General features: G+C 52.1%; 23 protein-coding genes. 10 read left to right on the plus strand and 13 right to left on the minus strand.

What is annotated here, in order from left to right; genetic code table 11:
* Nucleotide 1 precedes the first annotated feature (1 nt).
* Together L3K52_16905 and L3K52_16910 are read right to left on the minus strand one after the other, a co-directional pair.
* On the minus strand, nucleotides 2-436 hold the full coding sequence (locus L3K52_16905) for a biopolymer transporter ExbD (GenBank protein UOG91844.1): 435 nt from the start codon (nucleotides 434-436) through the stop codon (nucleotides 2-4).
* Nucleotides 433-1,092, minus strand: a complete 660-nt coding sequence (locus L3K52_16910; GenBank protein ID UOG91845.1) for a MotA/TolQ/ExbB proton channel family protein — start codon at nucleotides 1,090-1,092, stop codon at nucleotides 433-435. Before L3K52_16910 ends, L3K52_16905 begins: the two co-directional genes overlap by 4 nt.
* A gap of 275 nt (nucleotides 1,093-1,367) precedes the next feature.
* Here L3K52_16910 and ppk1 point away from each other — a divergent pair, with 275 nt between their 5' ends.
* Nucleotides 1,368-3,452: a polyphosphate kinase 1 gene (ppk1, locus tag L3K52_16915; GenBank protein ID UOG91846.1), complete on the plus strand. Its 2,085-nt coding sequence runs from the start codon at nucleotides 1,368-1,370 to the stop codon at nucleotides 3,450-3,452.
* On the opposite strand, the gene L3K52_16920 is transcribed toward ppk1, so the two are convergent.
* Nucleotides 3,449-4,096: a lytic transglycosylase domain-containing protein gene (locus L3K52_16920; GenBank protein ID UOG91847.1), complete on the minus strand. Its 648-nt coding sequence runs from the start codon at nucleotides 4,094-4,096 to the stop codon at nucleotides 3,449-3,451. The genes ppk1 and L3K52_16920 overlap by 4 nt on opposite strands.
* A 245-nt stretch (nucleotides 4,097-4,341) precedes the next feature.
* Between L3K52_16920 and L3K52_16925 the strand changes: the two genes are divergently transcribed.
* On the plus strand, nucleotides 4,342-5,907 hold the full coding sequence (locus L3K52_16925; protein ID UOG91848.1) for a hypothetical protein: 1,566 nt from the start codon (nucleotides 4,342-4,344) through the stop codon (nucleotides 5,905-5,907).
* Here the strand turns inward: L3K52_16925 and dapD are convergent.
* The 4 genes from dapD to L3K52_16945 form a co-directional block, all read right to left on the minus strand.
* A complete protein-coding gene (gene dapD / locus L3K52_16930) occupies nucleotides 5,904-6,737 on the minus strand; it encodes a 2,3,4,5-tetrahydropyridine-2,6-dicarboxylate N-succinyltransferase (GenBank protein ID UOG91849.1) in 834 nt (277 codons plus the stop codon). The genes L3K52_16925 and dapD overlap by 4 nt on opposite strands.
* A 14-nt stretch (nucleotides 6,738-6,751) precedes the next feature.
* Nucleotides 6,752-7,945, minus strand: a complete 1,194-nt coding sequence (gene dapC, locus L3K52_16935) for a succinyldiaminopimelate transaminase (GenBank protein ID UOG91850.1) — start codon at nucleotides 7,943-7,945, stop codon at nucleotides 6,752-6,754.
* Between the two features lie 80 nt (nucleotides 7,946-8,025).
* The gene (locus L3K52_16940) at nucleotides 8,026-8,376 is read right to left on the minus strand and encodes a YajD family HNH nuclease (GenBank protein UOG91851.1); all 351 of its coding nucleotides are present in this window, start codon (nucleotides 8,374-8,376) and stop codon (nucleotides 8,026-8,028) included.
* Between the two features lie 14 nt (nucleotides 8,377-8,390).
* The gene (locus tag L3K52_16945; GenBank protein UOG91852.1) at nucleotides 8,391-9,572 is read right to left on the minus strand and encodes an ATP-binding protein; all 1,182 of its coding nucleotides are present in this window, start codon (nucleotides 9,570-9,572) and stop codon (nucleotides 8,391-8,393) included.
* A gap of 136 nt (nucleotides 9,573-9,708) precedes the next feature.
* Between L3K52_16945 and L3K52_16950 the strand changes: the two genes are divergently transcribed.
* Genes L3K52_16950 through L3K52_16960 form a run of 3 tightly spaced genes read left to right on the plus strand, consistent with a single transcriptional unit; the run spans nucleotide 9,709 to nucleotide 14,440 of the window.
* Nucleotides 9,709-10,347, plus strand: a complete 639-nt coding sequence (locus tag L3K52_16950; GenBank protein ID UOG91853.1) for a TetR/AcrR family transcriptional regulator — start codon at nucleotides 9,709-9,711, stop codon at nucleotides 10,345-10,347.
* The gene (locus tag L3K52_16955) at nucleotides 10,347-11,423 is read left to right on the plus strand and encodes an efflux RND transporter periplasmic adaptor subunit (GenBank protein UOG91854.1); all 1,077 of its coding nucleotides are present in this window, start codon (nucleotides 10,347-10,349) and stop codon (nucleotides 11,421-11,423) included. The genes L3K52_16950 and L3K52_16955 overlap by 1 nt, the downstream gene beginning before the upstream one ends.
* Nucleotides 11,420-14,440 (plus strand): efflux RND transporter permease subunit, encoded by a 3,021-nt coding sequence (locus L3K52_16960; protein ID UOG91855.1) that lies wholly within the window; start codon nucleotides 11,420-11,422, stop codon nucleotides 14,438-14,440. Before L3K52_16955 ends, L3K52_16960 begins: the two co-directional genes overlap by 4 nt.
* 51 nt (nucleotides 14,441-14,491) lie before the next feature.
* Here the strand turns inward: L3K52_16960 and folK are convergent, their stop codons facing one another.
* From folK to L3K52_16990, 6 genes are all read right to left on the minus strand, one after another.
* Nucleotides 14,492-14,989: a 2-amino-4-hydroxy-6-hydroxymethyldihydropteridine diphosphokinase gene (gene folK, locus L3K52_16965; GenBank protein ID UOG91856.1), complete on the minus strand. Its 498-nt coding sequence runs from the start codon at nucleotides 14,987-14,989 to the stop codon at nucleotides 14,492-14,494.
* A complete protein-coding gene (gene pcnB, locus L3K52_16970) occupies nucleotides 14,986-16,296 on the minus strand; it encodes a polynucleotide adenylyltransferase PcnB (protein UOG91857.1) in 1,311 nt (436 codons plus the stop codon). Before pcnB ends, folK begins: the two co-directional genes overlap by 4 nt.
* A 122-nt stretch (nucleotides 16,297-16,418) precedes the next feature.
* Entirely contained in the window at nucleotides 16,419-16,886 is a 468-nt protein-coding gene (rimI, locus tag L3K52_16975) for a ribosomal protein S18-alanine N-acetyltransferase (GenBank protein ID UOG91858.1), read from the minus strand.
* The gene (locus L3K52_16980; protein UOG91859.1) at nucleotides 16,870-17,673 is read right to left on the minus strand and encodes a uracil-DNA glycosylase; all 804 of its coding nucleotides are present in this window, start codon (nucleotides 17,671-17,673) and stop codon (nucleotides 16,870-16,872) included. Before L3K52_16980 ends, rimI begins: the two co-directional genes overlap by 17 nt.
* Nucleotides 17,674-17,679: 6 nt before the next feature.
* The gene (locus L3K52_16985; GenBank protein UOG91860.1) at nucleotides 17,680-19,230 is read right to left on the minus strand and encodes a 2-isopropylmalate synthase; all 1,551 of its coding nucleotides are present in this window, start codon (nucleotides 19,228-19,230) and stop codon (nucleotides 17,680-17,682) included.
* Nucleotides 19,231-19,338: 108 nt separating this feature from the next.
* A complete protein-coding gene (locus tag L3K52_16990; GenBank protein UOG91861.1) occupies nucleotides 19,339-20,265 on the minus strand; it encodes a hypothetical protein in 927 nt (308 codons plus the stop codon).
* Nucleotides 20,266-20,469: 204 nt separating this feature from the next.
* Between L3K52_16990 and L3K52_16995 the strand changes: the two genes are divergently transcribed.
* The 5 genes from L3K52_16995 to L3K52_17015 all read left to right on the plus strand — a co-directional run bounded on the left by L3K52_16995 (nucleotide 20,470) and on the right by L3K52_17015 (nucleotide 25,898).
* Nucleotides 20,470-21,078: a hypothetical protein gene (locus L3K52_16995; protein ID UOG91862.1), complete on the plus strand. Its 609-nt coding sequence runs from the start codon at nucleotides 20,470-20,472 to the stop codon at nucleotides 21,076-21,078.
* Between the two features lie 64 nt (nucleotides 21,079-21,142).
* Nucleotides 21,143-21,637, plus strand: a complete 495-nt coding sequence (locus tag L3K52_17000) for a hypothetical protein (protein UOG91863.1) — start codon at nucleotides 21,143-21,145, stop codon at nucleotides 21,635-21,637.
* 28 nt (nucleotides 21,638-21,665) lie between these two features.
* Nucleotides 21,666-22,490, plus strand: coding sequence for a hypothetical protein (locus L3K52_17005; protein UOG91864.1), 825 nt, complete (start codon nucleotides 21,666-21,668; stop codon nucleotides 22,488-22,490).
* A gap of 39 nt (nucleotides 22,491-22,529) precedes the next feature.
* Nucleotides 22,530-25,355, plus strand: a complete 2,826-nt coding sequence (locus L3K52_17010) for a hypothetical protein (GenBank protein UOG91865.1) — start codon at nucleotides 22,530-22,532, stop codon at nucleotides 25,353-25,355.
* 33 nt (nucleotides 25,356-25,388) lie between these two features.
* Nucleotides 25,389-25,898, plus strand: coding sequence for a hypothetical protein (locus tag L3K52_17015; GenBank protein ID UOG91866.1), 510 nt, complete (start codon nucleotides 25,389-25,391; stop codon nucleotides 25,896-25,898).
* Nucleotides 25,899-25,957: the final 59 nt, after the last annotated feature.

Consider the following 25,957-nt stretch of genomic DNA (forward strand, 5'->3'; position numbering starts at 1 on the left):
CCTATTCCTGTGGTTTGCGGGTCGCTTGCGAGGTTGCCATCGAAAAATTGGTCAACCCCAAGCGCCCGGCGATGTCCATTGCGGTCACGACTGCCTGATAATTGACACTCGCATCCGCCGAAATGACCAGTGGCGGGGTATTATTACCCATTTCTTCCAAGGTCATGCTCATGGCTTGAAACAGCGTTTCCGGCTGATTATTCAACACTTCACGCCCATTAATGTAGTAACGCCCTTGCCCGTCGATCAGCAGTTCCAGCTTATCTTCCGAGGAAGCCGCCGCCACATTACTGGCCGTCGGCAACTCAATCTTGAGTTCAGCGTTCTTGTCAAAGGTAGTCGTGACCATGAAAAAAATCAACAGCATGAACACCACATCAATCAACGAGGTCAAATCGACCTTGCTTTCACTGCGTTCACGGGTACGGAATTTCATGCAGGCTTACCCCCGCGAGGCAGCGGTGCGGGCGCTCCCGTTGGTAATGTTTTGCGGCTGGAATTGGCAATTTCAATCAACCGTAGCGCTTCACGTTCCATGATCGCCACGTAACCGTCAACTTTGGCTTTGAAATAACGCTCAAATACCAAAGTAGTAATCGCAATCAACAAACCCACCACGGTTGTCACCAACGCCTCGGAAATCCCCCCCGCCATTTGCTGCGGATTACCCACGCCAGCGGTATTAATCGCGCTGAAAACCCCGATCATCCCCAACACGGTTCCCAACAAGCCCATCATTGGCGCAATCGTAATGATCGTACCCAAAGCTGGCAGGTAACGTTCTAATTCTTGTACGACGTGGCGTCCAGCTTCTTCGACGTTCTCTTTCATAATATGACGTGGCAAGTCGCGGCTTTCCAGCCCCGTCGCTAACACGCGCCCCAAGAGCGAACCGTTGCGTAATTCATCGACTTGCACGTCGGCTAATTTGGTGATGCCAGCCAACTTGCGGGCGCGTTCAATGTCGCTGGAAGGTACCACTTTACTGACCCGTAACGACAGAAAACGCTCAATAATAATCGCCAGTGCAATCATCGAACTCAGAATCAGGGGGAACATCATAATCCCGCCAGATTTGATTAATTCAAACATATCTAATCATGCCTCATTTTTTTATGATTCAGCCCACATGGTGTATGATCGGCGACCGTCACTTAACTATATCAATAAAACCATTACACAGTGTACTGTCGATCATGAGAATAACAACAACTGCCCCTGCCAACTTGCCGCCATTACCGTTACGCTATTTTTGGCGTCTAGGCGAAGATGATTACCTCTACAGAGAGTGTCATCAAAGCGTCACAACCTGCTACTATGGTGGCTGCCAATTACTAACAATACCGGATACGGAACAGGATGTTATCATGCAGGAAAATGCTGCACCCGACCTGAATAATCCCGATTACTACCTTAATCGTGAACTCAGTTTGCTTGCTTTTAACCGGCGCGTCATGGAGTTGGCACAAGATCCGCGAGTACCGCTGTTGGAACGTCTGCGCTTTTTGTGCATTTCCAGCGCGAATATGGATGAATTTTTTGAAGTCCGCGTCGCCAGTCTCAAACAACAATTGCAACTGGACATCGCCTCGATTGGCGCGGATGGCTTAACCCCCACGGCGGCCTTGAAACAGATTACCACCATCGCCCATACCTTGGTGGAAACCCAATACAAGCTGCTAAATGACGAACTGATTCCCGCGCTGCGCCAAGAAAACATTTACTTTGTGCGCCGCACGCATTGGGATGAACGCCAGCTTGCGTGGCTATCGGATTATTTCGACCGCGAACTCATGCCCTTGCTAAGCCCGCTAGGGCTAGACCCGGCGCACCCGTTCCCGAACGTCATCAACAAAAGCCTCAACTTTATCGTTGGCTTGCAAGGCACGGATGCCTTTGGGCGCGAAATTGACACCGCGATAGTGCAAGCACCGCGCACATTACCGCGCATTATCCGTTTACCCGCAAACATGGCTGCCAGCAAAGACAGTTTTGTGTTTCTTTCTTCGATCTTGCACGCGTTTATTGAGCGGCTCTTCCCCGGCATGGAAGTGTCGGGCTGCTACCAATTCCGCCTCACCCGCAACAGCAATATGTACGTGGATGAGGAAGAGGTCGAAGATCTGTTGCAGGCCATGCAAGGCGAATTACCACAACGCAATTACGGTGCCGTGGTACGTTTGGAAGTCGCCGACCATTGCCCACCGGGTAATGTCGAATATTTAATGGAACATTTTCACCTGTGCGAGCAGGACGTTTACAATGTCAATGGCCCGGTCAATCTCAATCGCTTGATGCCGATTGCGGATCTGGTAGAGCGCCCTGACTTGCGTTTCCCACCATTTCGCCCTGCCCCATCGCTTGCCGAACATCACTCGGATTTGTTTGAGTGCATCAAACACGGCGATGTTTTAATGCACCACCCTTACCAGAGTTTTCAAACAGTGCTGGACTTCATCGGGCAAGCGGTGCAAGACCCTGACGTGTTAGCCATTAAAATGACCTTGTATCGCACCGGCAAGCAATCCGAGCTGGTCAAACACCTGATTCGCGCCGCGCGTTTGGGCAAAGAAGTCACTGTCGTGGTTGAATTACGCGCCCGTTTCGATGAAGAAGCCAATATCGACCTCGCTAGTCAGCTCCAAAATGCCGGAGCGCATGTGGTGTACGGCGTGGTCGGCTATAAAACGCACGCCAAATTGTGTTTGGTGGTGCGGCGCGAGGGCAAGCGCCTGCGTAGTTACGCGCACCTTGGTACCGGCAATTATCACCCCGGCACGGCACGCATTTATACCGACTTCGGCCTGCTCACCTGCCAGCCTGATATGACGGAAGACGTGCACAAAGTCTTCCACATGCTCACCGGGCTGGGGCGAATGCGCGACTTGAAATATTTACTGGAAGCGCCCTTTAACTTGCACCAAGCGGTGATGGATAAAATTCAACGCGAAATCCAACACGCACGGGCAGGCAAACCGGCATTGATCCGCGCCCGCATGAATGCTTTGATTGAGCCGCAAACCATCCGCGCCTTGTATCAAGCGTCACAAGCTGGCGTGCGGGTAGAACTGGTGGTGCGTGGCGTTTGCTGTTTGCGCCCGGGGATTGCGGGCATTTCTGAAAACATTCACGTGCGCTCGGTGATGGGACGATTTTTGGAACATCCACGGGTGTTTTATTTTCAAAATGCAGGGGATGAGGAATTGTATTGCTCCAGTGCTGACTGGATGCCGCGCAATTTTTTCCGACGGGTGGAAGTGGCTTTTCCGATCTTAGACCGCGTATTGCGCCAACGGATTATTCATGAGGCCTTTGAATTGCATTTGCAAGACAATACACAGGCGTGGGAATTGCAGGCGGATGGCACGTATGTGCGCCAACAACCCGCAAACGCCGAAACAGCAAACAGCAATGCTCAGCAACAACTGTTAAAACTGCTAACGAATGTTTAATGCTTAAACAAGTGCGGCGCTTTGGCCTTGGCTGCTTGCCAACCAGAGCGCCCCGGTTTACCGGCGGGGAACACTTGTTTAGCCGGGGCGCTAACTGCACCGTTATTGCCTTTCCCAGAAGCGGTGCTGACAGCGGGTAACGCAATCGCCTGCCCACTCAAACCGTTATACACCGCCAAGACTTTACGCACATAATGTTGGGTTTCGTTATACGGCGGAATGCCTTTGTATTTATCAACCGCGCCTTCGCCCGCATTGTACGCCGCAACCGCTTTGTATAAATCGCCGTCATAGCGTTTCATCAGCCAACTCAGGTAGCGCGTGCCACCGTGAATATTTTGGGTGGTGTTAAATGCATCCTCCACCCCGAAACGTTCGGCGGTCGCGGGAATCAATTGCATCAAACCCTGCGCCCCTTTGGGCGACAAAGCCGTGCTGTTGTAGCAGGATTCGACAGCGATCACGGCTTTCACCATATCCGCGCTAACGCCGTATTTTTCTGAATATTTCTGGATCGATTCCAAATGTGCTGCTGCATTTTTATTAACCGCACTGGCACTGGTGCCACAACCCGCTGCTTGGGCTGTTTGCAGCGTTGCAAACCCCAATAAGATGACCAAGATGGCACTGTTTAAACGTCTCATGTATTTTCCCCAAATCAAGCTGCTACCCAGTATATTAGTAAAAACTAATATTTCAAGTTTCTTTTTTAGGACAAGGTAATGCTCAAAAGTTCCGTGAATGGTGATGCGCTGCATTCTAGTGCTCAATTCGCAGCAGAGGCAGTGATGAACGTCACGTATCCTGCTATCATTTCGCCATTCTAACGCGCCGCATGGAATAGCTTGTGACATTAATAAAAAAATCGGTTTGGCAGGTAATTTATGGCATGGTTTGCCTTCTGTCTGCCACCTCACCAACACACGCCGCTAACCTGCCGGTTGGCATGAACACCAACGAAGTGATGCAGGTCGACTCCAGTGTTCCCTTCGTCAATATTTTCAAAATGTCGCTGCCGTTTGCCGAAGCGGATGCTAAGCTCACGCACGGTAACATTGTTTATGACGCCGACGGCTGGCCGCAACAGCTCAATGGTGGGCAGGCCGGTACCAATTTGTTGCATTGGCTGCCTGCGGGTACTTTGCCTGACGGTCATTACACCGTGTTGTATGACGGCGAGGGCGAATTGGCTTATGGCGACGATGCGCAATTAATCAAGCACTTGCCCGGCAAAGACATTATTCAGATTGCGGCTGGCGCCGATAAATATCTCAAAGTCACGCTCACCATTCAACAATCCAAACCCGACAATTATTTGCGCAATATCCGCGTACTGCTACCGGGTGGCATTTGTGCCAGCAATCCGTTCCAGCGCGTCAACAGCGATCAACAGTGTGACGGTGATTACCGTGACTTTGTAACGCATTACGATGACATTGTATTTAATCCCGATTACCTGAATTTTATGCGCGATTTCAAAACGCTGCGCTTTATGAATATGTCCGGCATTACCCGTAACCCGATCACTGCTTGGCAACAGATGCCGCGCCTGTCACAAGCGACCTGGGCAGGCGCAGAAGGGCGGCGGGGTGCGCCGCTGGAAATCATGGTAAAACTGGCGAATCAATTGAATGCCGATGCGTGGTTCAATATCCCCCACGCGGCAGACGATCAACTGGTGCAGCAATACGCGGATTATGTACATCAACATTTGCGTCCGCACTTAAAAGTGTATGTGGAATACACCAACGAAGCGTGGAATCCGGTGTTCACCCAAGCACATTACACCAAACAAATGGGCGTACAGTACAAACTCGACACTGACCCCGCACAAGCTGGACACAAATATTACGTCAAACGCTCCTTGGAAGTGTTTCGCCTTTGGGAGCAAGTGTTTCGCAACGACGATCGGCTAGTGCGAGTGTTGGGAAGCTGGGCAGCCAATCCAAAACTCAGCACTTTATTGCTCAGTTACAACAACGCTTATCAACACACCGATGCCATAGCCATTGCCCCCTACTTTTATGTGCATGACAAACAGCAGGGGGAAATACGCACCACGGAAGACGTTTTTCGGTTATTGAAGGACACACGTAACGCTTACTCACTGCAAAATGTCCTCGACCGCATACAGAAACAAGCGGACATCGCCAAACAACACGGCGTTAAACTGATTGCGTATGAAGGTGGCCAACATTTGGTGGATCGCAAAGCCCGTTCCATTCGCGACTTCCCCAATCCGCAGTACATTGGTGCAAACCGGGCGCAGCCGATGGAAGCAATGTATATCGAATTTCTGGAAGGCTGGCAAAAAATTACCGGGAATGGTTTGTTTGTGGCGTTTTCAGCGCCGCGCACTTATCAGGCTTACGGCAGTTGGGGAATAAAAGAGCATATTAATCAGGCGACTGGAGAAGCACCCAAGTACCGGGCGCTGCTCCAGATGTTGCGTTAGATGTCGCGCAACAACTCATTAATGCCCACTTTGCTGCGGGTTTTCGCATCGACTTTCTTCACGATCACCGCGCAATACAGGCTGTACTTGCCATCGCTGGATGGCAGGTTGCCGGAAACCACCACCGAACCCGCCGGAACCCGCCCGTAGGTCACTTCGCCGGTTTCGCGGTCATAAATGCGCGTGCTTTGACCAATGTAAACCCCCATTGAAATCACCGCACCCTCTTCCACGATCACGCCTTCGACGACTTCGGAACGTGCGCCGATGAAGCAGTTATCTTCGATAATCGTCGGCCCCGCTTGCAATGGCTCTAACACACCGCCGATGCCTACGCCGCCGGACAAATGCACGTTTTTACCGATTTGTGCGCAAGAACCGACCGTTGCCCACGTATCCACCATCGTGCCGCTATCCACATACGCGCCGATGTTGACATAAGACGGCATTAGCACACAGCCGGGAGCAATGTACGAACCACGCCGTGCAATCGCATTCGGCACCACGCGCACACCACCAGCGGCAAATTCATCCGCGCTCATGCCCGCAAATTTCGATGGCACTTTGTCATAATAGTTGGTGCAACCGCCATCCATCACTTCGTTATCATTCAAGCGGAATGACAGCAACACGGCTTTTTTCAGCCATTGGTTCACCTCCCAGTTGCCCACGCCGTGTTGAGTGGCAATGCGCAATTTACCGGCATTCAGCAATTCCAACGCTGCGTTCACCGCATCGCGGGTTTCGCTTTCTGCATTGCGCGGGTTGATGTCGGCGCGGCGCTCGAAGGCTTCTTCGATAATGCGTTGCAGTTGGCTTACGTCTGACATTCTTTTCTCCAAATTTATAGGGTTTCGATTACGCGCCGGATACGTTCCGCCGCCTCAATACATTCATCCAACGGGGCAACCAAGGCGAGGCGTACCCGCCCTGCGCCCGGATTCATCCCGTCCGCCTCCCGTGACAAATAACTGCCGGGAACAACATTCACATGCGCCCGTGCAAACAATTCACGGGTAAATATTTTGTCATCCACTGGCGTTTGCGGCCACAAGTAGAAACCTGCCGCTGGTTGGGAAACGTCCATCACCGGCGCGAGTATCGCCATCACCGCCGCGAATTTTTCACGATACAAGGCACGGTTGGTTTGCACATGGGTTTCATCCGCCCAAGCAGCAGCACTCGCGGCCTGAAACGGTGGCGGCATCGCACAGCCATGATAGGTGCGATACAACAAAAATTGTGCAAGGATTTCCGCATCGCCTGCCACAAAGCCAGAACGCATCCCCGGCGAATTGGAACGTTTCGACAAGCTATGAAAGACCACACAACGCTTCCATGCCGTATTCCCCATCTGCGCTGCGGCTTGTAGTAAGCCCGCTGGTGGCTGAGATTCGTCTGCATACAGTTCGGAATAACATTCGTCTGCCGCGACAATAAAGTTGTAGGTTTCCGCGAGTTGCAGCACTAATTGCAGCGTTTCCAACGGCATGACCGCGCCCGTGGGATTACCGGGGCTGCAAATATAGAGCAATTGGCAACGCTGCCACACCGCTGCGGGCACGGCGGCAAAATCGGGGATGAAACCATTCGCAGCGGTGCAATTCAGAAACACGGGTTCTGCCCCGGCTAACAGAGCCGCACCTTCGTAAATCTGGTAGAAGGGATTGGGCATCACCACCGCCGCATCGCCAGTGCGCGTCACCACCGCTTGCGCGAACGCAAACAGTGCTTCGCGTGTACCATTCACGGGGATGACATGCTGTTCCGCATCCACCGATCCTGCCGGAAGCTGAAAGCGTTGTGTCAGCCAAGCAGCAATGCTGTCGCGCAACGCTGCCGAGCCTTTGGTGAGCGGGTAATGGGCTAAACCACCCAAATTTGCTGCAATCGCTTCGTGAATGAAAGCAGGGGTTGGGTGCTTGGGTTCCCCCATTGCCAACGAAACCGCAGGCAAATCAGCGGGGCTGATGCCTTGCAGCAAGGTACGGATGCGTTCAAACGGGTAAGCTTGCAAGCGGGCAAGATCAGGATTCATGGAGCGCGGCTATCCCAAATTGGCTGAAACGCCAGAGTATACCGGAAAACCCAAAAGCGTCACAAACTCCAGCAACCCCGCTATTTTTTCTGCATCTTCGCTTTCAAATCGGCAAACGGGTTGTGCGTTGCGGCGGCGGGGCCACTGGTTCCGGCAGAACCGCCACGCTCGGCTTCGATTAACTTTTGATGTTCATTATCGTGGCAATACAAGCACAACAATTCCCAATTGCTGCCATCTTGCGGGTTATTGTCGTGGTTATGATCGCGGTGATGCACCGTCAATTCGCGCAAATTGGCGTGCGTGAATTCCCGCGCACAACGCCCGCAAATCCACGGGTACAGCTTTAAGGCTTGTTCGCGGTAGCCTTTGGCGCGTTCGTCGGCATTTTTACGTGCATTTAATACAATTTTGGCGTGATCGGCCTTCATGGTGGTTCCTCTTGTTAGTGGATGATTGGGCTATTGTATACAAATTTACGAGCAAGTCGTTGCCAACCAATCACCTCAACGCCACTGCGCAAGTAATTATCCGTACCGCCATGTATCAACCAAGGCGTTAACGTTACTTCACCAGCAGCAAAAGCAGTGGAACGTTTACCGGCTTTGATGTAATCACTGGTGATGGTTTGCCCCGATTTAATTTCAACGGTTTGCAATTGGTTGCCAGACTCGAAAACCAAATCTGCCTCCACGCCGTTATTGTCGCGCCAGAAATACAAGTCGGCGGGCAAGCCCGCATTGTAACGTGCTTTCAGGCATTCACTGATGACCCAGGTTTCAAATAACTCACCACGCAAAGGGTGTAAGGCGAGGTGTTCTTCAGCACGGATACCCAACAACCAACAGGCTAATCCGGTATCAATGAAGTACAGTTTGGGCGTTTTGACCAAACGTTTGCCGAAATTGCGATGATACGGGGGCAGTAAATGCACCAAACCGCTGGATTCCAACACCGACATCCACGCACGGGCGGTGCTATGGGAAATGCCGGTTTCGCTGGCTAAACCATTCAAGTTCAATAATTGCCCGGTTCGCCCAGCACATAAACGCAGAAACCGTTGAAAAGTACTCAAGTCTTGCACATTGATAATTTGACGCACGTCACGTTCAACGTAAGTGGCAACATAACTGGCAAACCAATCGTGTGGCTGTATGACTTGCGTATGCAAAGTGGGATACCCCCCCGTCAGTAACAACTGATTCAGGCTAATGTTACCTTGGCTGACAGCGGGTATTTCATCGGCGGTAAGCGGTAACAGACGGGTAACACCGGCTCGCCCGGCTAAAGATTGCGATACCCCCGCTAACAAACCAAACTGTTGTGAGCCAGTCAAAATGAACCGCCCGACTTGCCGGTCATTATCCACCATGCCTTGCAAATACGAGAATAGATCAGGCCAGCGCTGGGCTTCGTCAAAAATTGCACCGCTGGCAAATCTGGCGAGAAAACCACGCGGGTCTTCGCGGGCAAATTCACGTTCGATAGGGTCTTCCAACGTAACATAAGGCTTATCCGCAAACAGGGCGCGAACCAACGTGGTTTTACCCGACTGACGCGGGCCGGTGACAGTGATGACAGGGAAAGCGGCTGCGAGTCGCTGGAGCGTGGCAGCAAGGTTACGCATTAACATTTCATACAATCTCACATGACGATCATCAAATTGTATGAATATTGAGATAACTCTGCAATAAGTAATACGCTAGACAACTGACTGTTGGTCATTTACAATCTTCACAAACAACTGACCAGCAGTCATTTACATGCAAATCCGTGCCACTAACCCCGAAGACAAGGAACTGCGCCGCGAAGCTATCCTTGATACTGCCGAACAGCTTTGGCTCACCCATCCTGAACGCATGTGCAATGTCGCTGACATCGCCACCGCCGCAGGGCTTGCTAAAGGCACAGTCTACTTGTATTTCCGCAGCAAGGAGGAGCTATTCCTCGGCATTCACGAGCGCCATAATGCTACATTTTTTAGCCGTTTGAAAGCACGCGCCCAACATGCGCCTCCGATGACCATAGACGATTTGTTCAGCATTCAACGGCAATTTTTGCTGGATTTCCCCGCCTTTCTGCCGGTTGCTACGTTGTGCCATGGCTTATTGGAACGCCAAATTCCACTCGACATTGCGTTTGCCTTTGAACAGCGCACCTTCACCCAATTAGCCGAAGTCGTCACCGCACTGCGTGACCATTTCCCGCAAGCCACGCAAGCCCTCATGCTGCAAAGCTATGCGCTGTTGATCGGTTTGTGGCAGTTGCTGCGCCCAACCCCCTTGAAGGAATTGATGAAAGAGCGCTCACTCTTATGCGCTTGCGCCGATGATTATTTACAAATGCTCGAAGCCGCCCTGAAATCCCTCTGGCGCGGCGCACTCACCTCGGAGATTCATTGATGAAACCCAAACTGTTATGGTCAAGCATTGCACTCCTTTTCACCCTGAGTGCCTGTCAAGAGCCAAAAACTACCGCCACCGTCATACGCCCCGCCCAAGTCTGGACGGTCAATGACACGCACACCGCCAACACGCTAACCTTTTCCGGCGAAACCCAAGCACGTCTGGAAGCCGATCTCGCTTTCCGCGTCGGTGGCAAAGTCATCAAACGCCACGTCGACCCCGGCGATACCGTCAAAGCCGGGCAAGTCCTCGCCAGCCTCGACACCGCTGACGTCGCACTGAATCTGAGCAGCACCCGCGCCAATCTCGCCGCCGCAGAAGCCGACCTCACCAACGCCCAAGCCGAATTAACCCGTATCCGCGAATTGCACCGCAAACAGTTCATCGGACAATCTGCGTTAGATAACGCCCAAGCCGCCCACGACGCCGCCAATGCACGAGTCACCGCCGCCCAAGCCCAACTCAAACTCAGCGGCAATCAAGCAGGCTACACCGAACTCGTCGCGGATCAAGACGGCATTATCACCCAAGTCCACACCGAAGCGGGGCAAGTCGTTGCCGCTGGCACACCCGTTGTCCACATCGCTTACGCAGGCGAGCGCGAAGTCCACATCCGTGTCGGCGAAACCACCGCACAAACCTTGCAAACCGGCACGCTGACCGACATTACCCTGTGGTCACAACCCGATAAGGTCTTGCAAGGCAAAGTACGCGAAATTTCCCCCGCCGCCGATGCCACCCGCAGTTTTCTGGTCAAAATCAGCCTGCTGAATCCGCCCGCTGGCTTGCGTTTAGGGGTAACTGCCGACGTTAAACTGCCCATCAACGCCACGCAAACCGCACGTTGGTTGCCCGCATCAGCACTGTTTCAGCAAGCGCAACAAACAGCAGTGTGGGTCGTCGGGGCGGATAATCAGGTCACATTACGCCCCATCACCGTGCTGGCGTATCAGCATGATGGCATTAGCGTTAGCGACCTACCCGTCGGCACAAAAGTGATTGCGGCTGGGGTTCACAAACTCAGTGCCGGGCAAGTGATCAACCCGATTCCTTACGATGGGGCAGGCTCATGAGCAGTTTCAACCTTTCGGCATGGGCGCTACGCCACCGTAGCTTCGTGCTCTACCTGATGGTGCTCACCTTAGGGCTGGGCATTTTCGGCTACACCAAATTAGGGCAATCGGAAGACCCGCCGTTCACCTTTAAAGTCATGCTGGTGCAAGCCTACTGGTCGGGTGCCACCGCACCAGAAATCGAGTCACAAGTTACCGAACGCATCGAAAAAGTCATTCTCGAAACCGCGCACGTCGATATTGTGCGCAGCTTTTCCCGCCCCGGCGAAACCAATATCTTTGTGATTGCCAAAGATGATGCGCCCTCTGCCGCCATGCCCGATATGTTTTACGACATTCGCAAACGGGTGAATGACATGCGCCATACCCTGCCGCAAGGCGTGGTGGGGCCGTTATTCAACGATGAATTCGGGGAAACTTACGGCAATATCTTTGCCCTGACCGGCGACGGTTTCAGCTTTGCGCAATTACGCGACGCAGCGGATGGCATTCGCAAAGAACTGCTATTGGTCAAAGACGTGGCAAAAATCCTCAGCATTGGCGAGCAAGAAGAGCGCGTCACCATCACCCTTGCTAACAGCAAACTGGCAAACCTCGGTTTTAGCGTGCAACAACTGGTCGATGTGCTGCAAGCGCAAAACGCCATCGCTGCCGTTGGCGCTTACAATACGGCAACCGACCGCATTTACGTGCGCCCCGCCGGTGCCTTCAGCGACCTTGAAGACATTCGCAATTTACCAATCACCCTTGGCAATCGCACCCTGCGCTTGCATGAAGTCGCCGAAGTCACACGCGGCTATGCCGACCCACCCCATTCCACCTTCCGCTATCAAGGGCAAGCAGCCTTGGGAATTGGGATTTCGATGCGCAAAGGTGGCGACATTATTGCACTGGGGAAATCGCTGGATGCCGCACTGGTACGTATCGAAAGCCAATTGCCGGTGGGCATGGCATTGCATCGCGTCAACGACCAGCCCACGGCGGTGACACGCTCCATCAACGAATTCCTCAAAGTGGTAGCGGAAGCCGTCATTATCGTGCTGACCGTCAGCTTTTTGAGCTTGGGAATGCGAGCGGGGGCAGTCGTGGCACTTTCGATTCCGTTGGTATTGGCAGCGACTTTTTTTGTCATGCACTTATTCGGGATTGGCTTGCACAAAATTTCATTGGGGTCGCTGGTACTCGCGCTGGGTTTGCTGGTGGATGATGCGATTATTGCCATCGAAGTCATGCTGGTGAAAATGGAAGCAGGTTGGGATCGGGTGAAAGCCGCCAGCTTTGCCTACACCACAACTGCGTTTCCGATGTTGACGGGTACCTTAGTCACTGCCGCCGGGTTCTTACCGATTGCCACCGCGCAATCTTCCGTGGGGGAATACACCCGTTCGATTTTTGAAGTGGTCACGATTGCTTTGGTGATTTCGTGGTTTGTTGCGGTGATCGTGATTCCGTATTTGGGGTATAAGTTGTTGCCAGAAAGACAACACCAGCATCACGAATCCAAACTTGCCACGCGCTTCTATCGCGGATTTCGCGGCTTGATCAAAGCCTGTGTCGCCTACCCATTGATCGTTATTGTGCTGACGGTGGCGACCTTTGCCGGGTCAATTTTCATGTTTCAGTTTGTGCAGCAACAATTTTTCCCCGATTCCACCCGCATGGAATTGGTGGTGGATTTGAAATTGCCCGAAGGTTCTTCGCTGCAAGCCACCGAAGCTGAAACCCGCAAGCTGGAGCAATACCTCGACACCCAAACGGAACACATCGAAAACTTTGCAGCGTATGTCGGCAATGGCGCACCGCGTTTCTACCTGCCCTTAGACCAACAACTGCCCTCCCCCAGTTTTGCACAATTCGTGATTACCACCAAAAGCATCGCCGACCGCGAAGCCTTGCGCAGCAAACTCATTGACCTGTTGGACAATAGCCCCATGTTTGGCTTGGCTCGCGGGCGGGTGATTCGTCTGGAAAATGGCCCGCCGGTCGGTTACCCCGTGCAATTCCGTGTATCGGGTGAAGATTTGTGGCAATTACGCGAACTCGGCGAGCAAGTCGCCACCGTCATGCGTGCCAACCCGCATTTGGTGAATGTGCATCTCGACTGGAACGAACGCAGCAAAGCGATTCGCCTGAAACTCGATACCGCCAAAGCCATCAGCCTTGGGGTCACGCAATCCGCGCTCTCGCAACTGCTGCAAAGCACCTTGAGCGGCACACCGATTGGCGAATTCCGCGAGCAAGATCAAACCATCCCGATTCTGTTGCGCGGAACGGAAGGCGAACGTGATTTGCTCTCGCGCCTTGCCGGGTTGAATGTACCGACCAACACCGGCAACACCGTTCCCCTCTCACAACTGGCAACCATCGACTACGTGCAGGAAGAAGGCATTCTCTGGCATCGCAACCGCACCCGAACCATCACGGTGCGCGGTGATATTTACAGCAAGATTCAAGCACCAACCGTGACAACAGAAGTTGAAGCGCGTTTGGGTGAAATTCGCGCCAACTTGCCACTGGGCTACAAGCTGGAAATCGGCGGCGCGGTAGAAGAAAGTGCCAAAGGCAACGAATCCATCGGCGCGGGTTTCCCGCTCTTCATCGTGGTAGTGCTCACGCTGCTAATGATTCAATTACAAAGTTTCCAGCGCGTCATTATGGTGGTGTTGACAGCACCGTTTGGCTTGATTGGGGTTGCGTTGTTTTTACTGCTGTTTGATCGCCCGTTCGGGTTTGTTGCCATGTTGGGGACAATTGCGCTTTCCGGCATGATTATGCGCAACTCGGTGATTTTACTGGATCAAATCGAGCGCAATATTGACGCGGGGTTTGTGCCGCGTGAAGCCGTAATTGAAGCGGCGGTAGTGCGTTTCCGCCCCATTATGCTCACCGCCCTCGCCGCGATTTTGGCGATGATTCCCTTGTCGGAAAGCGTTTTCTTTGGGCCAATGGCGATTGCGATTATGGGCGGCTTATTGGTGGCGACGGTGCTAACGCTGCTGTTTTTACCAGCGGTGTAATACGATAGGGTTCAAACTGAGCAAAGGCAAAGCGGCGTTTAATGAAGCCGTTCAACCCAGTGTGAGCGGATAAAGGTCATCACACGCCAATGCTGCACGGCAAGCGGACAAACTGCGCCCATCCGGTAACACCCGATGCGGCGCAAGATCCAGCAAGGGCAACACCACAAACGAGCGTTCACCGATACCGGGGTGAGGAACACACAAATCAGGCGTGTTAATGATGGCATCGCCATACAGCAATAAATCGAGGTCAAGGGTACGCGGCCCCCAACGCAACGCTGCGTCCCGTACCCGCCCGTGCGCCCGTTCCACTGCGAATAAGGTTTGCAATAAAGCGTGTGCAGAAAGCTGCGTCAGTACACTCGCCACCGCATTCACATAATCCGGTTGATCTTGCGGCCCCATCGGTTTGCTGGTGTAAAAGCGCGATACGCCCCGCAATGCCACGCCTTCTGCGCCCGCCAAGTGCTTCAGTGCCGAGTGCAAATTCGCCACTGGATCGCCCAGATTGCTGCCTAAACCAATGTAGCAAAGCACTGGCGTCATGAAGCAGATTTGGTCACAGCGTTAGGTTTACGGCGTTTTTTACGGCGGCGCAAACTGCCTTTGATTGCCGCGCCTTTGCACATGGCTTCGCGCTCTTCGTGCGTAGCGCTCTGGAACGCCGTCCACCATTCCGCATCATCGTCGACTGGCTCACCGGCTTCGGCACGTAAGCACATGAAATCATACGCCGCCCGAAAACGCGGATTGCTCAGCAAAGTCGTGGCGCGACGAATATCACGGTAACGGAAACGCGACTGCAACAACCAAATTTCGCGGGTAATATTGCTGTAACGGCGCGGCACAGCGGTGAAATCCACCTGATCGTGCAAAGCATCGCCGGACGCCTGCGTCATTGCCTGAAGTTCCGGCATTCCACGTGCCTGCAACTCTTCAGCCACCACCGAAACTTCGTGCCACAACAATACCGCGTACAAAAACGCGGGCATCACCGACTTGCCTTCTGCCAAGCGCTGATCGGTATTCTGTAACGACAACGTGATCATGCGCTCGAAATTGCCGGTGTCATCGTCCTCAAGGCTTTCGTAAGTCAGCGGCAATAAGTATTCCAGCAAATTGTATTCGCGCAATAACCGGAAAGTGTTCCAACCACAACCGCTGTGCAGCAGCTTAATAATTTCATCGAACAAACGTGCGGAAGACACGCCTTCCAACAAAATTCCCATCGGGCGCACACACGCCAAGGTCGCGGGTTCAATCTCAAAATTCAATTTTGCCGCAAACCGCACCGCCCGCAACAACCGCACCGGGTCTTCACGAAAGCGCTGTTCGGGGTTGCCGAGCAAACGGATTTTGCCATTACGCAAATCATCCAAGCCGCCGACAAAATCCAGCAATTCATCGCTAATGGGGTCGTAAAACAAAGCATTGATGGTGAAATCACGCCGCCACACGTCTTCTTCCAAGGTGCCATAGACATTATCGTGGATAATGCGCCCGGCATCATTGACCTTACCGCCATCTTCACTGTCATCGTGGGGTGCGCGGAAGGTCGCTACTTCCAAATAATCACGCCCATAATAAATGTGCGCTAAACGAAAACGTCGCCCAATCAAACGGCAGGAGTTGAATAAACGCCGAATCTCTTCAGGGTGCGCACTGGTCGCAATATCAAAATCTTTGGGGACTAAGCCGAGCAATAAATCGCGGACACAACCACCCACTAAATAGGCTTCGTAACCCGCTTTTTGCAAACGCCTGATTACATCTTTGGCACGCCCGCACACTTTATCAGCGGGGATATGATGCACAGCCGGTGGCACATGCACCGCGTTGTCTGGGGTCAACATTGCGACCGACCTTTAAAATTCCGTTTTACCCACACGTTTACTCAAGCTCCTGCCATAAAAGTGGCAATAATACTACTACGAAGCGGTAATACACACCCTATCCGCAATTTTTTTACAAGACCTTAGAACAGGGTTTTTGCCATGACAATGCCATCTTCACGCCCAAATTCGGCTTGGTAATAGCCTTTGCGCAGCCCAACCTCATTAAAACCTGCATTTAAATACAAGCGAATCGCCGCAAAGTTTGACTGACGCACTTCCAAAAAACAGGTTTCTGCGTTGCCGGTGCGCGCGATACGCTCCAACGTTTTCAGCAAGCGACTGCCCAAACCTTGACCTTGACGCTCAGGGGCAATGCAAATATTCAGCAAATGCATTTCATCCAACACAAACATCAACATGGCATAGCCTTGCAACTGCCCATCTTGCTCATACAACCAGCCGGAGTAGCCGTGTTTTAAGCAATCGCTGAAAATAGCGCATGTCCAAGGGAAGGGATACGCCCGTAACTCCAGTGCCATGACCGCATCCAAATCGTTCAAGGTCATGGGGCGTAGCGGTAAAAAATCCGGTTCATTGGGTTGGAGCATGACGGGCGAAGACCTCGCGGGCAAACAATAAATCCTGCCAAGCTTTACGCTTATCAGAGGGTTGGCGCAATAAGTACGCGGGGTGATACGTGACCACTACCGGCGTACCGCTAATTGGTGCACGGTGTTCTTGCCCACGCAAACGCGCCAGTGGTGCGGTGGTTTGCAACAGGTTTTGCGCGGCAATGCGCCCGACCACCAGAATCAATGCGGGGTTCACCAAGGCAATTTGGCGCTCCAAGTAACCTCGGCAATTGGCAGCTTCGTCGGCTTGCGGGTCGCGGTTATTGGGCGGGCGGCATTTGAGCACATTGGCGATGTAGACGGTTTCACGCGGCATTCCGATCGCCAGCAACATATTGTTGAGCAACTGACCCGCTTTGCCCACAAACGGCTCGCCTTGACGGTCTTCTTCCGCACCGGGGGCTTCGCCAATGACCATCCAAGCAGCTTGTTGATTGCCCGTGCCGAACACGGTTTGGGTGCGGGTTTTGCTGAGGGCGCAACGGGTGCAGGACTGGACGGCGGTGCGGAGGTCTTGCCAAGAGAGGGTGGAGAAGTCGGAAGAACCCCCCTTCCCCAGCCCTTCCCCCGCAAGGGGTGAAGGGAGCGAAGAAGGAGAAAGAAGCTCGAGGTTAGTAGTAAGTACCACCTCTTGTCCCTTCTCCCCTTGCGGGGGAAGGTTAGGAAGGGGGGAATCTTCAGCGGTGAAGCCGCACATCTCTTTCGGCATCCACACCGGAATCCCCATGGCCTGCATGTAGCGATGGCGTACCTGCAAATCCACCCGCGTTTACACTCCCTGATGGTGCTGAGGGTGTTCGCGCAGCGCTTGGCTGGCGAGTTTGTTCCACGCATCCACATACGCTTTAGCAGAAGCGATTACGATGTCGGTATCCGCGCCGTGACCGTGGATAATGCGACCGCCTTTATCCAAACGTACCGTGACTTCGCCTTGCGCATCCGTACCGCTAGTAATGTTGTTGACCGAGTACAGCGCCAGCGTCGCGGTTTCCCCGACAATGCTTTCGATGACTTTGTAAACCGCATCGACTGGGCCACCACCAATAGCCGTGGCAGTCTGTTCTTTGCCGTGGGCTTTTAGGGTAACGCTGGCGTTTGGTGCTTCGCCGGTCGTGGAACAAACATTCAACGCAATCAATTCATACGCCATGAAATCTTGGGCAGAACGCGCATCCATCATTAACACCATCAAGTCTTCGTCGAAGATGTCGTGTTTGCGATCAGCCAAGTCTTTGAAGCGCGAGAAGGCGGTATTGAGTTCTTCTTCGGATTTCAACACAATATTGAGTTCTTGCAAGCGGGTCTTGAAAGCATTGCGCCCGGAATGCTTGCCCAACACAATTTTATTGTCTGACCAACCCACGTCTTGCGCCCGCATGATTTCGTAGGTTTCGCGGTGCTTTAATACGCCGTCTTGGTGAATGCCAGATTCGTGCGCAAACGCATTCGCGCCCACAATGGCTTTGTTAGGCTGTACCGGGAAGCCGGTGACACTGGAAACCAAACGCGAAGTCGGCACGATATGCGTGGTTTCAATGCGGGTTTCGACCGGGAATACGTCGGGGCGCACCCGAATCGCCATGACCACTTCTTCCAAGGAAGCGTTACCGGCGCGTTCGCCTAAACCGTTGATAGTACATTCCACCTGACGTGCGCCTTGCATCACTGCCGCCAAGGAATTGCCCACCGCCAAACCGAGGTCATTGTGGCAATGCACCGAAAAGATTGCTTTGTCAGCATTCGGAATATGCGCAATCAAACGCCCGACCATATCGCCAAACACCGAGGGAATCTGATAACCCACTGTGTCGGGAATATTGATGGTACGCGCCCCCGCATTAATCGCCGCTTCAATTACACGGCACAGAAAATCGAACTCGGAACGCCCCGCGTCTTCACACGAAAATTCCACGTCATCGGTGTAATTCCGCGCCCGTTTCACCGCAAATACCGCCTGTTCAACCACTTGATCGGGGGTCATGCGCAACTTGTTCTGCATGTGGATCGGTGAGGTAGCAATAAAGGTGTGGATACGCCCGGAATTCGCGGGCTTAATCGCTTCTGCCGCACGGTCAATATCCTTTTCCAAGGCACGCGCCAAACCGCAAATGGTGCTGTCTTTGACAAGGCTGGCAATCGCTTTCACCGCCTCAAAATCGCCGGGGCTGGCAATCGGGAAACCGCCTTCGATCACATCCACGCGCATTTTTTCCAGCATCAACGCAATGCGGATTTTCTCTTCTTGCGTCATGGACGCGCCGGGGCTTTGTTCGCCATCACGTAAGGTGGTATCAAAAATAATCAAACGGTCTTTGGACATGTTCCTGCTCCTAAACACGGCTGCGCTGCGCGTGTGGCTGGCAACCGTTGTATCAATTCTTAAAGTGAGGCTAATGATAGCGCGTGTTGCCCCACTCGGCGTAGGAATTTATGCACTGACCAGTTTTAACGGGACGATGGATTGAGCAGCCTTCAACTCTTGTTCGGTTTGCAGGCGAATAAGTTGCACATCCCGCTGTGCCATTTCAAATGCCAACTCTTTCGCCAAATGAATTTCATCCAACTCTTGCTCGGCTTTCGCATCGGCTTCGGCTTTGAAGCGAATGTGCTGTAAGCGAGCCGTGAATTCATCACGTTCCCACGCCATGCGCTGTATTGCCGTTTCAAAATCGTGGCGGCGGGCAGATGATTCAGCATTCCAACGTTGGAGTTGACGCTGCTTAGCATAGGTAAATTGGGCTTTCTCCAACAACATCAGTCCTTGCGCATCTAATACTTGTTGAGGGTCATAGTAGTTTTTCGACGTTTGTTCTACCTTCATCAGGGCGGTTGAGACCACTTCCAACCCATATTTTTGCAGTTGCAGGTTAAGGCGACGGTTGACGGTTTCAGTGAAATCTTGGCGTTGCTGATGCACGCTGCTGAACGGCATCATAGCAGCCGTGCCACGTAATACGGCTGTACCCTCTGCTTCTAGTAAGGATTGGATTGTGCCGCGTTGCAAATCCACTTCACCGAGTACCCTTGCTGCGATTTGGATGCTGTTAGGTTGAGCCGCCACCCTAACACTGAAAACGATTAGGGCATCGACACGCAATAAATCTTTGGTAATCAGAGAGTTTTCGCCATGCAAGTGTAATTCAAGGCTATACGTTTGCAGATTAACGGGCGTGAGTGTGTGCAAGAACGGAATCACAAAGCCACCACTACCGAGCAAGACTTTAGGCTTACCCAAGCCAGTGCGCAAATAAGCCGCATCCACCGGAACCCGCACATACAACACATACAGTAACAGCAGTAACGTACTCACTAACCCCAGTATCAAGAATTCATAATAGAAATTACTAATCAACATGATAGCGTTTCCTGCAATATTTTTAATCATTTTTAGCTCAGGAATGTCTATTTATTAGACATGATAATGATAAAAAATTTCATCACCTGTCTGGTAAAAAAGACACAAGCCATATACTATACACTCAGTTCATGGGGCGATAAACCTGAACTCTATGCAAACTAAACATAATTTCAATAAATCAACAACAAAGTAGAGCATATTATGAATAAGAAAATCTTGATCTTTTCTATCGCTGCAATCCTCGCAACTCCTTCCGCTTTCGCTGCTTACAAAACAGGGGCAGCTACCGACGGCACTGATGCTGATGATACCCAAACTGTTACCGTTACCGTTCCTCAAGTTGCATTGTTAGATGTAATTGATGCATCAGGCGAAGGCGCAATGACCATCACTGTTGATGATACTAGTACTGATGCAGCAACAAAGATTGTCACACCAAAAAACGCAGGTGAGGCGTTCACTGGTTCTCAAAAATTGACAGGTGTTACCTACAAACTCAGTTCTAATGTCGCGGCGGCTGGTAGTACAACCCGCACACTTCAAGGTAAATTAAACGCTGCTCTACCTGCTGGTTGGAAATTATCAGTGAAGGTTGCTAAACCTGATGGAACTGATGGCACAGAGATTCCGTTTAACGGCACAACAAACGTTGATTTAGTCGACGCCATTGGTAATACCCGCACGGCAACAACAGAGGGCGTCGTAGCAGCACGAGCTATCGAGTATATCCTCGCACCTGATAGTACTGGCATGATGGCACATGCAACAGGTCAAACGGTTACTGTTACGTACACATTAACCGCAGGTTAGTAGTTTAGTCTGGGAAGTTTCGGCTTCCCAGACGTTGGGGATTTAGGGGAACTGGGGCGATAATATGCAGTTTTGGCAACATTTTTTGCTAGGGGTAGCCTTGGCAACAACGGCGTTACCCGCGAATGCTATTTCCGTGGTAGCTGACGATTGGTTTGATTCATTACCTGATACCATCACCAATGCTGGCGATTATTATCCATCGACATTTACAATCAGAACTAACATAGAAATTAATAGTGTTGGATTGAATTCCAGCGGACTACCCGCTTCATGGGAACTAAAGGCATGTGTCAAGCCCGTGACAAATTGGATAGCGGGGATGCTGGATGTTAAACGCGACTTAGGTTCATCGTCAGACTCAAGCCTACAAAATGGTTTAAATTACGTTAGGCTAGATACTTCTACCTGTCCGAGTACTTTAACCTTGTTTAAAGGCACAGGCGACGTCAACAGCATCCCATTGGAATTTCAAATCAGCAATTTCGATGTCACCGACGGTAACGGCACCAAAAACATTGAAATCGAATACCAAGTAGAAGTAACCACAACCCAATAAGGGTTTGTAAATAACAGGGGCTAATCAAATGAAACACCATGCTTTTAAATTGGCGGCATTCGCGTGCCTATTCTCTTTACACGCCGCGCAAGCAGCAGTGATGCTGTCCGGCGGGCTTTCCCACGAATACACCCTAAATCCCGGTGGCACAGTCAGCGGCGTGCTGGAATTAAAAAATACCGGCAATGAACCCGCTGAAGTCAAAATCTATCAAGAAGATGTCAAAATCAAAGCGGATGGCAGTACCGAGTACACCCCCGGCACTGGCAGCCATAACCGTTCCAATGCCAACTGGATTTCGCTCGGCACGGATCGCGTGATTCTCGACCCCGGCGCATCGCAAAGCGTGCCATACACCTTACAAGTGCCTACTGACAACTTGCAAGGCTCGTATTGGAGCATGTTGATGCTCGAACCTGTTTCCAACAAATCCCGCGAGTCACAACTGGCACAAACACCTACTGATCAACCTAGCCTCACGATCCACCAAAAAGTCCGCTACGCCGTGCAAGTGCTGGCAAACGTCGGCAATAAAGGCGCGAGCAACCTCACCTTTGCCGCTCCTTCGGTCGCTCGTGACACGCAAGGCGTTCGTTGGTTCTCGGTTGATCTCAGCAATACCGGCACGCGCCACAGTCGCCCCAAAGTTTCACTCGACGTGTTTGCGGCGGATGGCAATAGCATCGGCAGATTTGAAGCGGAAACTCACGGGCTTTACAACGGTGAGCGCGAAGCTTTCAACATCAATCTCGATAGCCTGCAACCGGGTAACTACAAAGCGCTGCTGGCTGCTGAAGACAATAATAACGGGCAAATCTTCGGGTCAGACATTAATTTGACCATCAAGCCGTAAGTACCACCAGCCAATACCACAAACCAGCGGGGGAAAACGATGCACGCACAACGCCATCCACAGCAGCTAACAGCGCGTAACACGCTGCGTCTAACGCTGGCTGTCAGCCTGCTCGTATTGGCGCAAGTCGCGAATGCCGCTGATGAGATCAGCATCACAGCGGGGCAACGCCAGATAACGGTCGACAAACCAGGGATTATTACGCTGCGGTTTAATGTAGAAAACCGCTCTGGGCAAGTGCAACAACTACAGGAAAATATCATCCTGCCCACCGGCTGGGAACTGGTCACCAATACCGCCCCGTTTGCACTTGCCAATGGCTCGCGGGATGTGCGTCTGGTGCATGTTACGGCACCACGCGGCACCACCTCAGGCACGTACAACATACAATACATTGTCAGCGCACAAGGGAATGGCAGTATTGGCAGCAGCCAGACGGTTGCCATCCAAGTTGAAGAACAAGCAGGGTTAGGTTTAACCGCCTTATCGCCCCCCAGCAGTTTGTTGGGCGGCGAACAATACGCCATTGAATTCTTGCTGGAAAATACCGGCAACAGCAGCGTTACTTACAAATTGAGTGGCAATGACGACGAAGGTTATATACGCAAAGTATCCCCGCGACGTTTGACTCTCGCGGCGGGGGAATCTGGCAGTGTTACTGTCACGGGGCAAATCCCGCGCGACATCGACGACACCAGCAGCTACCGGCTTGGCCTCGACGCACGGGGCGGCGGTAAATCCGTACAAGAATCGGTGACAATCCCCCTCATTTCGCGCACGCCCAAAGGCATCAGCCGCTACCAAAAATTATCTGGCAAACTTGCTACGCGCTATACCACCCAACAGCGCAAAAACAGCGATGGTAGCACCAGCGAAACCGCTTTAAGCCAATTCGAATACACCGCGCAAGGCGCCATTGATGCGGCAGGTGAACACAATATTGAAGTGCGCTTGCGCAATGGCAAAGACAGCAGCGACACGGGGTCACTCAATAATCAACAAGCGGAATATCGGGGCAGTTATTGGAATGATGAAGTCCGGGTCAATACCGGGCATCAAAGCTTTCACGCCAGCAATCTCAGCGGCAATACCCTTAACGGGATCGGCGCTGAAGTCGTGTATACCCCGCAAACTGCTGAAAACAAAAAGCCACTGGAAATAAGAGCTTTCAACGGGCAAAGCCGCTCCACAGATACCCAACAAGAAACCGTCGCGGGTGCTGCCCTAAACTATCAATGGGACGAATTCGACACCAGTGCCAGCCTGATCAAACACGATAAGCAAGCGACTGCCACTACACCAGCAAGGCAACAAACCATTGCCGCTGTGGGTGGTAGTTGGCAAGGCGAGCACCTCAGCGCCCGTACCGAAATAGCAGCAGATGATGACGCGAATGCATGGTCGGTTGACTTCAATGGTCAATGGGGGCCTGTTGGTGCTAACGCTTCAATTCTCAACGCTGACGCCAAATTCGATGGCAGCAGCAGTGATACCCGCCAAGCGTTTGCCAATACCCGCTATCAAGTGGCTGACAAAACCAGCCTCGAAGCCAGTACTCGCCAAACCCAGCAAAATCTGGAAGCTGACCCCAGTCGCGAAATACGCGAAGACCAAGAACACCAAGCCCGCATTACGCAACAATTTGGCAACGAAAGTCAGATCGAAGTTAGCCTTGGGCATCGCCAACGCCAAGAACATGACGTGCGCCCTACCCCGACCACTGATCGCGATATTCAAGCCACCACCTTGGAATATCGCCACCGTTTAGGGGACGTCAACGTGCGTGCTGCCGTCGAACAAGGCAAACGCACTGACCGCTTAAAAACCAGCGGTAACGGCACTAAACAAGAACTTGCGGTGAATTGGCAGGCGACTCAACAACTCAACCTCAACGCCGATGCATCCATTAGCAATAACTTAGACAGCGAGGGCAAACGCACAGCCGCCGGAATCAATGCCAACCTGAAACTCAACAAGCGAGCGGCGCTTTCAGGCTATCTGCAACGCAATAAAAACGACAGTGAACAAACTTACGCCAACAGTCTGGAAGTCAAATACACGCATGACCTCAAACGGCGTGGTAATGTCAGCCTTAGCACCCGCCGTACCGACACCCAAGCCAATGACGGCAAATTGTCACAGGACGACAGCCTGCAACTGGAATACAGCGTGCCGCTCGACGTGCCTATTCGTAAGCGCAACAATATTGGCGAAGTCCGAGGACAAGTCCAGTTTGCTGATAGCCAACGACCTGCCAGTGAAGTGGTTGTGCAAATGGGTGGGCAATACGCCGTCACCGACAAAGACGGGCAATTCCACTACCCCGGCGTCATTGCCAAAGACTATCAGGTGCAAATCGACAGTAGTCGCCCCAATGCCCAAGGTTATATGCTTAGTCAAGAAGGCGCTGAGGCACGGGTCACGGTTCAACCCAATACCACTACGCGCCCACAGTTAGCGTTACATCCCGCCGCAAAAGTCAGTGGTAAATTGCAAACGTATGTCAACGATGCCGCCGCTGCTGTTTTTGATACCTCCGGTACCGAAGAAAGCTTGCGCCCCGACAAAGGCTTGGGACGGGTATTATTAGAGCTACAGCCCGTCGGAGAAGTTGGAAAACGCATTGTACACAAGCGCACAACCTTGCATGATGGCAGCTTCAGTTTTGTTGGCATTCCCCTCGGACAATGGCGTTTGGTGGTAGTGGATAGCGATAAAGTGCCTGCAAATTATCGCTTGGAACAAACACAATTTACCGTTGATCTGAATGCCGAGCGCAATCAAGAAATATTGATCCGCGCATTGCCGACAACACAGGGTATTAAAAGAACAGGGCCTGCCAATGGCTTTGATGTTTCCGGTTAAATGACCACCAGAATAATAACAGTGAGAACCACCATGAAAACCCTACGCTTACTATTTTCCTTAATTGCTTTGAGCAGTGGCGCTACCTACGCCGCTGAAAGCGCAAAAGACACCCAAACCCTCAGCCTGACCGTTCCCCTCGTCGCCCTCATCGACGTAGACACCACTAATTCTGCTTCATTTTCCTTTGAGCCACCTTTAAACGCAGGCGACGGATTTTCCGGCATCGTTCTTCCTGTTGAGGGGGTGACCGTACCTGTCGCAATCAGCTCAAATAACCCTGAGGCAAAATTGACGGCAACACTAAACACAAATCAATTATCAGCTAATGGAATTCTTCTTTCAGCTCAAACATCTGGATTGACAGGTACTGTTTGTGGACAATCCAAAGCACTGATAAATACAGCAAAAACTATTTGCTCTGTGGGAATGGTCAAAACAAGTGCCGCCAACATTACATTAACCGCTGATACCAGCGTCTCCGGCATGATTGCTTACGGTAATTATACTGCCGACATTATCTACACGCTGACGCAAAACTAGAGGATGCCATTAATCGCAGCGAACGCGACAAGTGATCGCGATTTGATTAGCCTATGAGG

The sequence above is a fragment of the Candidatus Thiothrix sulfatifontis genome (assembly GCA_022828425.1).
Taxonomy (GTDB): domain Bacteria; phylum Pseudomonadota; class Gammaproteobacteria; order Thiotrichales; family Thiotrichaceae; genus Thiothrix; species Thiothrix sulfatifontis.